This window comes from Aeromonas sp. QDB17 (genome assembly GCF_027705305.1).
GTDB classification, from domain to species: Bacteria; Pseudomonadota; Gammaproteobacteria; order Enterobacterales; family Aeromonadaceae; genus Aeromonas; species Aeromonas caviae.
Genome location: NZ_JAPDBP010000001.1, coordinates 16,830 through 29,446, shown reverse-complemented (window position 1 = coordinate 29,446; position 12,617 = coordinate 16,830). Strand labels below are relative to the sequence as shown.

Here is a 12,617-nt window from a genome sequence, read left to right as displayed (position 1 = left end):
CCGCTACTCCACCAGGCTCATGCCGGGGATCTGGCGCCAGTAACCGTTGCAGTCCCGCTCCTGTTGCAGGGGCAGGGGGGCCTGACCCCGTTCGTTGGCCTTGAAGCGATCCAGCATCGTCAGGGTATCCAATCCCTCAGGGGAGAGCCGTACCACATCCACCAGGCCCTCCATCCCCTTGATCTCGTTGCCCAGGTTGTAGCAGTAACCGGACTGGGTCTGGATGCCGTTGAGGTTGAACACCTTCTGCCCTTCGCGACTGCTGGCAAGTCGCCCGGTGGGGTAGTGGATGCAGGCCAGTTCGCAGTTGTCCTTGGGCCGGTCGAGGGAGCGGGCGGTGAAGCAGCGTGCCGAGTAGGCGAGCGGCAGATGACCATAGGCGAACACCTCCACCTCGAACTGCTGGCGCTCCCTGCCCAGATCCTGATTGAGCTGCATCAGCCAGTCGCGGGAGAGCTCCACCGGCATCACCCAGCGCTGCATACCCTGTTTAAGCAGCATGCGCAGCACGTCGGCGTTGTAGGCGTTGATGGCGGGGCCGCAGACGAACGGCAGCCCAGCTTCACTGGCGAGCTGGACCGCCCCCAGATCGTTGGCCTCGATCATCAGCTCGCCGTTGTCGACCAGCCGTTTGACCTCCTTGAGCTCGGAGGGGGCGGAGATGAGCGCCAGGGTGGAGAGTACCGCCTGCCTGCCGGAGCCGGCCACCTGACGGGCGAGGGCAATCCAGTCATCCACTTTCAGTTCGCGCCGCTTGCTGCAGACGGTTTCCCCCAGATAGACGATGTCGGCCTGGCTGGCGGCCACCGCCTGATAGAAGGCCTGGGTGTCGGCCTTGGGCCAGTAGAAGAGCAGGGGGCCGAGAGAGAATTTCATGAACAGGGCTCCTTATTGCCACTGGCGATGATAGGCACCGAGGGTGGTCTGGCTCCCCTCGGAGACGCGGGCGAGCTGGGCATCCCACTCAGCCTTGACCTGATAGGCCTCGGGGTTGGCCTGATAGGCGTCGATGGCGGCGCGCCAGACCCGTGTTACCTGCTCCACATAGGCGGGGCTGCGCTGGCGTCCCTCGATCTTGACTGACTGGATGCCGGTCTGGAACAGCTCGGGCAGGAGGCCGAGGGTGTTGAGGCTGGTGGGCTCCTCCAGCGCGTGATAGGTCTGGCCATCCACCTCGAAGCGCCCCTTGCACAGGGTCGGGTAGCCGGCGTTTTCCCCCGGGCCGTAACGATCGATCAGCACCTCGTTGAGTCGGGATTCGAGGCCGCTCGGGGTCTCCTCCCAGCGCACGAACTTGGCCGGTGAGCAGGCGCCGACGGTGTTGGGGCTCTCGCCGGTCATGTAGGAGGAGAGGTAGCAGCGCCCCTCCGCCATGATGCAGAGGCTGCCGAAGGCGAACACCTCGAGGCCGACGTCAGTCTCGCGGGCCAGCTGCCTGACCTGATGCATGGAGAGCACCCGCGGCAGCACCACCCGGCCGACGTTGAAGTGCTGCTGGTAGAAGCGGATGGCGGCGGCGTTGGTGGCGCTGGCCTGGACCGAGACATGCAGCTCCATGTCGGGATGGCGGCGGCTGGCATAATCGAGCACGGCGAGATCGGCGATGATCAGGGCATCAGCACCGAGCGCCACCCCTTTGTCCACGGCCTGCTTCCAGCGGGCATCGGAGACCGGGTGGGCAAAGGTATTGATGGCGATGTGCAGCTTGCGGCCATGCTGGTGGACATAGTCAACCGCTCTTTCCAGCTTGCTGTCGGTGAAGTTGAGACCGGCGAAGTGGCGGGCATTGGTGTCATCCTTGAAGCCGATGTAGACCGCATCGGCCCCGTTATCCACGGCTGTCTTCAGTGCCGGCAGGCTGCCTGCCGGGCAGAGTAATTCCATCGGGTACGCTCCGAGAGGGCAAAAATGCAAAAGTGGCCCGATTGTATTCATGCTTGCCCTCCCGCTTTTTGACCTGAGGCAGCTTTAGGTGGCTTTACCCTTCTTGAGGTAAGTGGGCACAAGTTTGATTTTCAACAGGATCTTGCCGAAGGGGCTGTGCTTGAATGCGCAAAAAACTGGGAGTTTATCGTGTTTCAACATCTGCAACGTCGCCTGGTCGAACAGGCACCCCGTCTCTTGCGCCACCCCCTCAAGCTGGTGCCCTTCCCGCTGCAACAAAACCTGATGGAGGCCCTGCTGGGCAGGGTATTCCGGGAGGCCATCGAAGAGGGGGAATTTGCGTTTCTTGCGGGCAAGTGGCTGAAAGTGGAAGTCAGCGATCTGGGGCTATGCTGGTTTATCAGCGAGCAGGAGGGCAAATTGGTGGTGGCAAGGAAGTGTGAGCACGTCGATGTCTGTTTCAGCGGCAATAGCCAGGATCTTGTTCTGATCGCCGGGCGCCGTGAAGACCCGGATTCCCTCTTCTTCCAGCGCCGACTGAAGATAGAGGGGGATACAGAGTTGGGCCTGGAGGTGAAAAATCTGATGGACAGCCTGGATCTGGACGGGCTGGGATTGATGAAATACCCCCTGATGGATCTGGCGACCTTTATCGAGCGGGCCCGCGAGACGCACGTGCCCACTGCCGCGACAATGAGCTGAGCCGTTTTCTTGCCCGAGTGCTGCGGAACAGGTGAACTTGAGCCGCAGTACCCCACTGTCAGCGTGACCACGCAGGGTGGGGATGTATCATCTGCCTGTTTGTGCAGAAATGCCTGGTCGGAAGCGGTGCCAAAATAGCGATTGGTTATGTTACAATTGCGCGCCATTTTTGACTGAAGATTGACTGGGCATGTTGGATCAGATTCGTATCGTGTTGGTAAACACCTCTCACACCGGCAACATGGGATCCGCGGCGCGGGCCATGAAGACCATGGGACTGACTCAACTGGTGCTGGTCGATCCCCAGGCCCAGCCGGATGAGGAGGCCGTCGCCCTGGCGGCGGGGGCGAGCGATATCCTGGCTCGCGCTCGTATCGTGCCGACCCTGGATGAAGCCATTGCCGACTGTGGTCTGGTCATCGGCACCAGTGCACGTTCCCGCACCCTGAGCTGGCCCATGCTGGATCCCCGTGAAGCGGGCGAGAAGCTGGTTGCCGAGGGCATGGCGCACCCGGTCGCGTTGGTGTTTGGCCGTGAACGTACCGGCCTCACCAATGACGAACTGCAAAAATGCCACTTCCATGTGGCCATTCCCGCCAATCCAGAATACAGCTCCCTCAATCTGGCCATGGCAGTGCAGACCCTTTGTTACGAGGTGCGGATGCGCTGGCTGGAAGTACAGAACCAGGAGCATTCGGCCCCGGAGGATGAGCGGGTCGAGTACCCCAGCGCCCAGCAACTGGAAGGGTTTTATCAGCATCTGGAGCAGACGCTGCAAAAGACGGGGTTCATTGCCGATGACCATCCAGGCCATGTGATGAGCAAACTGCGTCGTCTGTTCAATCGGGCCAGACCCGAAGCGGTGGAGTTGAACATCCTGCGGGGCATTCTCACCTCTGTCCAGAAATCCAGGGTACAGGATTAATCCCGACTGATTTACTCAAGCATATACTTGACTGATTTAGTCGGGTATGTGACCATATGCCACATATTGATTGGTTCGCAAGACGGTAAGGCATATGAGACTGACCTCAAAAGGACGTTACGCGGTGACAGCCATGCTCGACGTGGCGTTGCATGCAGAGCAGGGGCCCGTGCCCCTGGCTGATATTTCAGAGCGCCAGGGCATCTCCTTGTCCTATCTGGAACAACTGTTTGCCCGTCTGCGCAAGCATGGTCTGGTGAGCAGCGTACGTGGCCCCGGTGGCGGCTATCGCCTCGGTCTGGCCCCTGGCGAGATTTCGGTCGGTCAGGTGATCACCGCGGTCGATGAATCGGTCGATGCGACCAAGTGCCTCGGCAAAGGGGGCTGCCACGGTGGTACCCAGTGCCTGACCCACTCCTTGTGGCGGGATCTGAGCGAACGCATCTCCAGTTTCCTGGGGGATATCACCCTGGCCGAGCTGGTTGGTCAGGCCGATGTGCGCCGTATCGCCGGCAAGCAAGATGAACAAATGAAGACCGTGTTGTCCCTGGTTGATCGGGCCGAACGCGGTGATGTGAGCTTGAAAGTCCAACTATAAACGTGCTTTCCACGACGAGTCGCTGTGTGACCCCGTCGTAACGGAGAAAAAGATGAAACTGCCTATTTACCTTGATTATTCGGCAACCTGTCCGGTGGACCCGCGTGTCGCAGAAAAAATGATGCAGTGCCTCACCATGGACGGCCTGTTCGGCAACCCAGCCTCCCGTTCCCACCGTTTCGGCTGGCAGGCCGAAGAGGCGGTGGATCTGGCCCGTAATCAAGTGGCAGAGCTGATCGGCGCGGACCCGCGCGAGATCGTCTTTACCTCCGGTGCGACCGAGTCCAACAACCTGGCCATCAAGGGCATCGCCCATTTCTACGCCGGCAAGGGCAAGCACATCGTCACCTCCAAGACCGAGCACAAAGCCGTGCTGGATACTTGCCGCCAACTGGAGCGGGAAGGCTATGAGGTGACCTACCTCGAGCCCATGCCCAATGGCCTGTTCACCCTTGAGCAGATCGAAGGCGCCCTGCGTGATGACACCATCTTGGTCAGCATCATGCACGCCAACAACGAGATCGGGGTGGTGCAAGACATCGCTGCCATCGGCGAGCTGTGCCGTTCCCGCAAGATCCTGCTGCACGTGGACGCCGTCCAGAGCGTGGGCAAGATCCCGGTCGACGTGGAAGCACTCAAGGTTGATCTGCTCTCCATGTCCGCCCACAAGGTATACGGCCCGAAAGGCATTGGCGCCCTGTATGTGCGCCGCAAGCCCCGTGTTCGTCTGGAAGCCCAGATGCACGGCGGTGGCCACGAGCGCGGCATGCGCTCCGGTACCCTGGCAACCCACCAGATCGTCGGCATGGGGGAAGCTTTCCGCATCGCCAAGGAAGAGATGGCGAGCGAGAGCCAGCACATCATGGCCCTGCGCCAGCGTCTGTGGGATGGCATCAAGAACATCGAAGAAGTCTATATCAACGGGGATCTGGATCAGCGTGTACCGGGTAACCTGAACGTCAGCTTCGCCTATGTGGAAGGGGAATCCCTCATCATGGCACTGAAGGATCTGGCGGTCTCTTCCGGTTCTGCCTGTACCTCGGCCAGCCTGGAACCTTCCTACGTGCTGCGCGCCCTGGGTCTGAACGACGAGCTGGCACACAGCTCCATCCGTTTCAGCATCGGTCGCTTCACCACCGAAGAAGAGATCGACTACGCAATCAAGCTCATCTGCGACTCCATCGGTCGTCTGCGCGAGATGTCCCCCCTGTGGGAGATGTTCAAGGATGGCGTCGATCTGAACACGGTCGAATGGGCACATCACTGATCCTTGCCAGCATGGCAAGGGTCTGGTGAACAACGGAATTAGCAGGAGTTAGATATGGCTTACAGTGAAAAAGTAATCGACCACTACGAGAATCCCCGCAACGTCGGTGGTTTTGACAAGAACGATCCCAGCGTCGCCACCGGCATGGTCGGTGCACCGGCCTGTGGTGACGTCATGAAGCTGCAACTGAAGATCAGCGACGATGGCATCATCGAAGATGCCAAGTTCAAGACCTACGGCTGTGGTTCCGCTATCGCCTCCAGCTCCCTGGTGACCGAGTGGGTCAAGGGCAAGACCCTGGACGAAGCGGCCGGTATCAAGAACACCGACATCGCCGAAGAGCTGGCGCTGCCGCCGGTGAAGATCCACTGCTCCATTCTGGCGGAGGATGCCATCAAGGCCGCCATCGCCGATTACAAGCAGAAGAAAGGTCTTTAAGGTCCGGAGAGCAGTATGGCCATAACCATGACAGATGCCGCAGCGGCGCGGGTTTCCTCCTTCATGATCAACCGGGGCAAGGGCATCGGCCTGCGCCTCGGCGTCAAGACGACCGGCTGTTCTGGCCTTGCCTATGTGCTCGAGTTCGTGGATGAGCTGGCTGCCGAGGATCAGGTGTTCGAGCAGAAAGGCGTCAAGATCATCGTGGATGCCAAGAGCCTGATCCACCTGGATGGCACCGAGCTGGACTTCGTGAAGGAAGGCCTCAACGAGGGCTTCCAGTTCAACAACCCGAATGCCAAGGGCGAATGTGGTTGTGGCGAAAGCTTCAGCGTGTAAGTGGTTCGATTGACCGATCGCATATGTTTGCAACGCCTCGCAGCCCCAAGGGTGAGCCCTGTTGCGGCGAGTCTCTTGTGATCAACACCTTGCTCATCAACACAGTGGTGTGGACGCCAGTCCATGCCACTGCTTTCAAGTTCAAGACGAGTGTGGTTGCACTCCCAGCGCTATTGTCTGAGGACGAAGGATGAATCATTTCGAGCTGTTCGGGCTGGCTGAGGGCTTCGAGCTCGATACTCGCCAACTGGCTGACACCTATCGTCAGCTGCAGACCCAGTTCCATCCCGATCGTTTTGCGACTGCCCCCGAGCGGGAGCAACTGGCTGCCGTGCAGCGTGCTGCCCAGATCAACGATGCCTTTACCACCCTCAAGGCCCCCTTGCGCCGAGCCGAGTACCTGCTCTCCTTGCGGGGCACCGATATTCGCGGCGAGCAGCAGACACTGCAAGATCCCGCCTTTCTGATGCAACAGCTGGAGTGGCGAGAGCGGCTGGCTGATCTCAAGGGCGACGCCGACCCTGAGGGGGCCATCAAGGATTTTCGCCAGGAGATCAGGCATGATCACCAGGCGTTGATGCAACGGCTGACCGACTCTCTCACCAGGGGTGAGGATCTGCAGGCGGCGGATTGCGTTCGCAAGCTCAAATTTGTCGACAAGCTCCTCGAGGAGCTGGAACGATTCGAAGACTCGCTGTTCGAGTCTTGACCCTCTAACGCAGGAATTGTGATTACCCATGGCATTACTGCAAATTGCCGAGCCAGGCCAGAGCGCCGCGCCTCACCAGCATAAACGTGCCGTCGGCATCGATCTTGGCACCACCAACTCCCTGGTCGCCGCCGTGCGCAGCGGCCAGGCCGACACCCTCTGTGACGAGCAGGGGTGTGATCTGCTGCCTTCCGTGGTCCATTACCAGGCCGATACCATCCGGGTTGGCTTCGATGCCAAGCGTGAGGCGGCCCTCGATCCCCACAACACCATCGTCTCGGTCAAGCGGATGATGGGCAAGGCGCTGGCCGATATCGATACCCGCCAGCAGCCTTACGAGTTCGTAGCTACCGAGACGGGTATGCCTCAGTTGCGGACCCGCCAGGGGCTGGTCAATCCGGTGCAGGTCTCGGCCGAGATCCTGAAAAAACTGGCCGAGCGCGGTGCCGCGTCCCTCGGGGGAGACCTCGACGGCGTGGTCATCACGGTGCCCGCCTATTTTGACGATGCCCAGCGTCAGGGCACCAAGGACGCGGCCAGACTGGCCGGTCTGCATGTGCTGCGGTTGCTCAACGAACCCACGGCGGCCGCGATCGCCTATGGCCTCGACTCCGGTCAGGAAGGGGTGATCGCCGTCTATGACCTGGGTGGCGGAACCTTCGATATCTCCATCCTGCGCCTGCATCGCGGGGTGTTTGAGGTGATGGCCACCGGTGGCGACTCGGCACTCGGTGGTGACGATTTTGACCATCTGCTGGCGGACTGGCTCAAAGAGCAAGCCGGGTTGTCCGGTCAGCTCGATGCCCGTACCCAGCGCGAGTTGCTGGATGCGGCGGCCAGCATCAAGCACGGCCTCACCGATGCCGATGCCGTTACCTGCACCTTTGCCGGCTGGCAGGGTACCGTCACCCGCAGCCAGTTTGACGAGCTGATCCAGCCCCTGGTCAAACGCACCCTGCAGGCCTGTCGGCGCGCCCTGCGCGATGCGGGTCTCGAGCAGGAAGAGGTGCTGGAAGTGGTGATGGTCGGCGGCTCGACCCGGGTGCCGCTGGTGCGCGAGCGGGTGGGCGAGTTCTTCGGCCGCACCCCCTTGACCAGCATCGACCCTGACAAGGTGGTGGCCATCGGTGCCGCCATCCAGGCCGACATCCTGGTGGGCAACAAGCCCGATGCCGAGATGCTGCTGCTGGACGTCATCCCGCTTTCCTTAGGGTTAGAGACCATGGGCGGCCTCGCCGAGAAGGTGATCCCGCGTAATACCACCATTCCGGTGGCCCGCGCCCAGGAGTTCACCACCTTCAAGGATGGCCAGACCGCGATGGCCATCCACCTGGTGCAGGGGGAGCGCGAGCTGGTGGCGGATTGCCGCTCCCTGGCCCGCTTCACCCTGACCGGCATTCCGCCCATGGCGGCCGGCGCCGCCCACATTCGCGTCACCTTCCAGGTGGATGCGGACGGTCTGCTGTCGGTCAGCGCCATGGAGAAATCCTCCGGCGTGCAGGCCGAGATCCAGGTCAAGCCCTCCTACGGGCTGGGTGAGGATGACATCCTCAACATGCTGAGCGCCTCCATCGCCAATGCCCAGCAGGACATGGACGCCCGCATGCTGGCTGAGCAGCAGGTCGAGGCCGACCGGGTGGTCGAGAGCCTCAACGCCGCCCTGGCCGCCGATGGCGAGGCTTTATTGAGCCCCGCCGAGCGGGCCGAGCTGGATGCCGCCATCGCCCATCTGCTGACCATGCGCAGCACGGGCACCACCAACCAGATCAAAGAGGCCATCGAGGCGGCGGACGCTGCCAGTGGCGAATTTGCAGCCCGCCGGATGGATGCCTCCATCCGCAAGGTGCTGACCGGACAAAACGTCAACAAGGTGTGATATGCCAAAACTGATTATTCTGCCCCATCCCGAGCTCTGTCCGGACGGCGCGGCCCTCGAAGGTGCGACCGGTGAAACCATTCTGGATATCGCGCTGCGCAATGGCATCGAGATCGAGCACGCCTGCGAGAAGTCCTGTGCTTGTACTACCTGCCACTGCGTGGTGCGGGAAGGGTTCGACTCCCTCGAGCCGAGCGACGAGCTGGAAGACGACATGCTGGACAAGGCGTGGGGGCTGGAGCCGGAATCCCGTCTCAGCTGCCAGGCCAGACTGGCAGATGAGGATCTGGTGGTGGAACTGCCCAAGTACACCCTGAATCTGGCGTCCGAGCGCCACTGATGACCCCTTAATTACACATGAGTGAATTGCGCGTGCAGCATCTCATGGTGCAGTAATGATATGGTGAAGGCCGTGACCCTTGAGGGAGCGGCCTTTTTTGTGCCCGTGATTTCCCTATTCGTTGATGAAAGTGCCAATAAAAAGGAAGCAAGAGAACATGGCTGACATGATGAACGTAAGGTTGTCGTCCCAGGCTGCCGCCGCCCACTGGGGCGAGGGTGCCCTGCTCAGTTTCAACGGCGACGAGGCCCATCTCCATCTGGCCGCTGGCCAGGAGAAGGAGGCGCTGCGCGCCATCCAGCGGGGGGCCAGACGCCTCGAGTCGAGCGGCATCAAGCGCATCAAGCTGGTGGGCGAGGGGTGGAATGGGGAGCGTCGTTACGCCTTTGCCCAGGGCTTCTATGCCGCCAAGGGGGTTCGCGAGCTCGATTTTGGTGAACAGAGCGAGCAGGAAGCAGCCGAACTCGCCGCCTTGCTCAAGGCGACCCACTGGGTGCGCGAGGTGACCAACGGCTGCCCGGAAGCCATCTACCCCATGAGCCTGGCGGAGTCCGCTCTGCTGCTCATTCGCAGCCTCGGCGGTGACAAGGTGACCGCCCGCATCACCGCTGGCGAAGCCTTGCGTGAATCGGGTCATATCGGGATCTGGTCGGTGGGCCGTGGCAGCGAGCGCGAGCCGGTGCTGCTGGAGCTCGACTACAACCCGACCGGGGATGCCAACGCCCCCGTGGTCGCGGCGCTGGTGGGCAAGGGGATCACCTTCGATTCCGGCGGCTACTCCATGAAGTCCTCCGACAACATGCTGCCGATGAAGTCCGACATGGGCGGCGCCGCCATGGTGACCGGCGCCCTGGCGCTGGCCATCAGCCGTGGCCTGAACAAGCGGGTCAAGCTCATCCTCTGCTGCGCCGAGAACCTGGTGTCCGGCCACGCCTTCAAGCTCGGCGACATCCTCACTTATCGCAACGGCATCTCGGTCGAGATCCAGAATACCGACGCGGAAGGTCGCCTGGTGCTGGCAGACGGCCTGCTGGCTGCGAGCGAAAGCGGGGCTGCCTATATCCTCGACGCTGCCACCCTGACCGGCGCCGCCAAGACCGCGCTGGGCCGCGACTACAATGCCGTGTTTGCCCTCGATGAGGCGGAGCAGGTGCGCGCGCTGGCTGCCGCCAACGCCGAAAACGAGAAGGCCTGGCCGCTGCCGCTCGAACCTTGGCACGCAGGCCAGCTCACCTCGGCCTTTGCCGAGCTGGGCAATGTGGCGTCCGCAGAAGGTACTGCCGGCGCCACCACGGCAGCGGCTTTCCTGTCGCGCTTCGTCCGTGACGAAGGCAAGGGCTGGGTGCACCTGGATCTGGCCGCTTCCTATCAGAAGTCGGGCAATGAGCTCTGGGCGACCGGTGCCAAGGGCCATGGTCTTCGCACGATTGCCCGCTGGTTGCAGGAGGTGTGCGCATGAACGTCTGGTTGAGCCGAGAGTTTGCACCGGCCGAGTGGGGGGAGGGGGCACTGCTCTCCCACCGTGCCGACGGCATGGTGATCCATCTGGTGAGCGCCACTCCCTTGCTGGATATCCAGCAGGCGGCGCGGCGCCTGTGCAGCCAGGGGATCCAGCAGGTTGTCCTGGCTGGCCACTGGGAGCGGGAGCAGCAGTGGGCCTTTGCCCAGGGGCTGCAGACGCCCAAGGCGGAAGTGGGGTTGCAGTGGGCCACTTCGTCCGAGGAGGACAGGGAGGAGCTGGAGGCGCGCTGGCTGTGCGGGCGTTGGGTGCGGGAGATGACCAACGCCACCCCGGAGCAGCTGGGGCCGCTGGAGTTGGCGGTCGAAGCAGCCGCCTTCCTCACCGAGCTGGCACCGGACCGGATCAGCCATCGCATCCTCAAGGGAGAGGCGCTGCAACAGGCGGGCTGGGTCGGTCTCTATCAAGTGGGTCGTGGCAGTGACCGCGAGCCCGTGATGCTGGAGCTGGATTTCAATCCGGGCAAGGATCCCAAGGCGCCGGTAGCGGCCGCCCTGGTGGGCAAGGGGATCACCTTCGATTCCGGCGGCTACTCCATGAAGACCTCCCAGGGCATGTTGACCATGAAACACGACATGGGCGGCGCAGCCATCGTCACCGGCGCGCTGGCGCTGGCCATTCTGCGTGGCCTCGACAAGCGGGTGAAGCTCATCCTCTGCTGCGCCGAGAACCTGGTATCCGGCCATGCCTACAAGCTGGGTGACATCCTCACCTACAAGAACGGCACCACGGTGGAGGTGGTCAATACCGACGCCGAAGGGCGTCTGATCCTGGCCGACGGCTTGCAACTGGCCGGCGAGTCTGGTGCGCCGCTCATCATCGACGCTGCCACCCTCACCGGGGCGGCCGTGATGGCGCTGGGGGGGCGTTACAACGCCCTGTTTGGACTGGACAAGGGGCTGGTGAGCCGCGCCATGGCCTATTCGGATGCGGAGCAGGAGCCAGCATGGCCGCTGCCGCTGGAGCCCTGGCATCGCCAGCAGTGCCCGTCCCACTATGCCGACACCGCCAACAGCCGCCCCGTGCCGGGCGGCGGACCGGGGGGGGCCTCCAATGCGGCCGGCTTCCTCTCCCGCTTTGTCCCTGATGAGGGAAGAGGCTGGCTGCATGTCGATCTCGCCGCCTGCTTCAGCGAAAATGGCGACAGTCTGTGGGCGCCCGGGGCCAATACCCTGGGGATGCGCACCATCGCCCATACCCTGCTGGCGGAGACGCGCTGAGTCAGTGAGCGGCATCACAAGGGCACCTCAGGGTGCCCTTTCCAGTGCTGCTTTGCTGAGCAATTGATACGGTTTTGAGGCATTAGCATGCCGATCGTGCGCAAGCGCACATTTTTTCTCTCTGCCCTGGCACAAGATGAGTCACCATGTTGTTTCAAGGATTCTTTTGTTTAACAAAAAGTTGATTTTTTGTGTGTTATTTCGTTTTTTGTTTACGTATAATCGCCGCCGAACATGGATTCCTACAATAAAACTCTGTAGTTAAGGAAAGAACTCAATGGCTATCGAACGTACCTTCTCCATCGTCAAGCCGGATGCGGTCAGCAAGAACCTGATTGGTGCCATTTACAGCCGCTTCGAAAGCGCCGGTCTGAAAGTGGTTGCCGCCAAGATGCTGCACCTGACCAGCGAACAGGCCGCCGGTTTCTACGCCGAGCACCAGGGCAAGCCGTTTTATGATGGTCTGGTCGGCTTCATGACCTCTGGCCCCGTCATGGTACAGGTGCTGGAAGGTGAAGACGCCATCCGCCGTCACCGTGAAATCATGGGCGCCACCAACCCGAAAGAGGCGCTGGCCGGCACCCTGCGCGCCTGCTACGCCGAGAGCATCGATCGCAACGCCGTCCACGGCTCCGATGCCCCGGCCTCTGCCGCCCGTGAAATCGCCTACTTCTTCTCCGACGACGAGATCTGCCCGCGTGGCTGATGTTGTCTGCTGGTGACCAAGGGAGCTTCGGCTCCCTTTTGTTTTTTGGTCATCCTGCCAATATCCACTTATTCTCCAGGTGGAAAGCCAGACC

14 protein-coding genes are annotated in these 12,617 nt (G+C 61.7%); 12 read left to right on the top strand and 2 right to left on the bottom strand.

Features of this window, described 5'->3' with window-relative positions:
• Nucleotides 1-3 precede the first annotated feature (3 nt).
• Both OKC41_RS00130 and OKC41_RS00125 read right to left on the bottom strand, forming a co-directional pair.
• Nucleotides 4-876 (bottom strand): U32 family peptidase, encoded by an 873-nt coding sequence (locus OKC41_RS00130; protein ID WP_201893748.1) that lies wholly within the window; start codon nt 874-876, stop codon nt 4-6.
• Nucleotides 877-888: 12 nt separating this feature from the next.
• Nucleotides 889-1,884, bottom strand: a complete 996-nt coding sequence (locus OKC41_RS00125) for a peptidase U32 family protein (RefSeq protein WP_201893749.1) — start codon at nt 1,882-1,884, stop codon at nt 889-891.
• A 189-nt stretch (nt 1,885-2,073) separates the two neighbouring features.
• Between OKC41_RS00125 and OKC41_RS00120 the strand changes: the two genes are divergently transcribed.
• The 12 genes from OKC41_RS00120 to ndk all read left to right on the top strand — a co-directional run bounded on the left by OKC41_RS00120 (nt 2,074) and on the right by ndk (nt 12,523).
• A complete protein-coding gene (locus OKC41_RS00120) occupies nt 2,074-2,586 on the top strand; it encodes an SCP2 domain-containing protein (RefSeq protein WP_201888248.1) in 513 nt (170 codons plus the stop codon).
• A gap of 190 nt (nt 2,587-2,776) precedes the next feature.
• On the top strand, nt 2,777-3,511 hold the full coding sequence (gene trmJ, locus OKC41_RS00115) for a tRNA (cytosine(32)/uridine(32)-2'-O)-methyltransferase TrmJ (RefSeq protein WP_201893750.1): 735 nt from the start codon (nt 2,777-2,779) through the stop codon (nt 3,509-3,511).
• A gap of 94 nt (nt 3,512-3,605) precedes the next feature.
• Nucleotides 3,606-4,109 carry a Fe-S cluster assembly transcriptional regulator IscR gene (iscR, locus tag OKC41_RS00110; RefSeq protein WP_025327241.1) on the top strand — a complete coding sequence of 168 codons (504 nt, stop codon included), beginning with the start codon at nt 3,606-3,608 and terminating at the stop codon, nt 4,107-4,109.
• 52 nt (nt 4,110-4,161) lie between these two features.
• A complete protein-coding gene (locus OKC41_RS00105; protein WP_010675060.1) occupies nt 4,162-5,376 on the top strand; it encodes an IscS subfamily cysteine desulfurase in 1,215 nt (404 codons plus the stop codon).
• A 54-nt stretch (nt 5,377-5,430) separates the two neighbouring features.
• Nucleotides 5,431-5,814, top strand: coding sequence for a Fe-S cluster assembly scaffold IscU (gene iscU / locus OKC41_RS00100; RefSeq protein WP_010675059.1), 384 nt, complete (start codon nt 5,431-5,433; stop codon nt 5,812-5,814).
• Nucleotides 5,815-5,829: 15 nt separating this feature from the next.
• Nucleotides 5,830-6,153, top strand: a complete 324-nt coding sequence (gene iscA, locus OKC41_RS00095) for an iron-sulfur cluster assembly protein IscA (RefSeq protein ID WP_010675058.1) — start codon at nt 5,830-5,832, stop codon at nt 6,151-6,153.
• A gap of 190 nt (nt 6,154-6,343) precedes the next feature.
• On the top strand, nt 6,344-6,862 hold the full coding sequence (gene hscB / locus OKC41_RS00090; protein WP_010675057.1) for a co-chaperone HscB: 519 nt from the start codon (nt 6,344-6,346) through the stop codon (nt 6,860-6,862).
• Between the two features lie 28 nt (nt 6,863-6,890).
• Nucleotides 6,891-8,738: a Fe-S protein assembly chaperone HscA gene (gene hscA, locus OKC41_RS00085; RefSeq protein ID WP_201893751.1), complete on the top strand. Its 1,848-nt coding sequence runs from the start codon at nt 6,891-6,893 to the stop codon at nt 8,736-8,738.
• A gap of 1 nt (nt 8,739) precedes the next feature.
• The gene (gene fdx, locus OKC41_RS00080) at nt 8,740-9,078 is read left to right on the top strand and encodes an ISC system 2Fe-2S type ferredoxin (protein ID WP_005299781.1); all 339 of its coding nucleotides are present in this window, start codon (nt 8,740-8,742) and stop codon (nt 9,076-9,078) included.
• A 157-nt stretch (nt 9,079-9,235) separates the two neighbouring features.
• Complete coding sequence (pepB, locus tag OKC41_RS00075; RefSeq protein WP_201893752.1) at nt 9,236-10,537, top strand: aminopeptidase PepB; 1,302 nt, start codon at nt 9,236-9,238, stop codon at nt 10,535-10,537.
• On the top strand, nt 10,534-11,817 hold the full coding sequence (gene pepB, locus OKC41_RS00070; protein WP_041213015.1) for an aminopeptidase PepB: 1,284 nt from the start codon (nt 10,534-10,536) through the stop codon (nt 11,815-11,817). The genes pepB (OKC41_RS00075) and pepB (OKC41_RS00070) overlap by 4 nt, the downstream gene beginning before the upstream one ends.
• A 277-nt stretch (nt 11,818-12,094) precedes the next feature.
• Complete coding sequence (gene ndk, locus OKC41_RS00065) at nt 12,095-12,523, top strand: nucleoside-diphosphate kinase (protein ID WP_010675053.1); 429 nt, start codon at nt 12,095-12,097, stop codon at nt 12,521-12,523.
• The last annotated feature ends 94 nt before the right edge of the window (nt 12,524-12,617 follow it).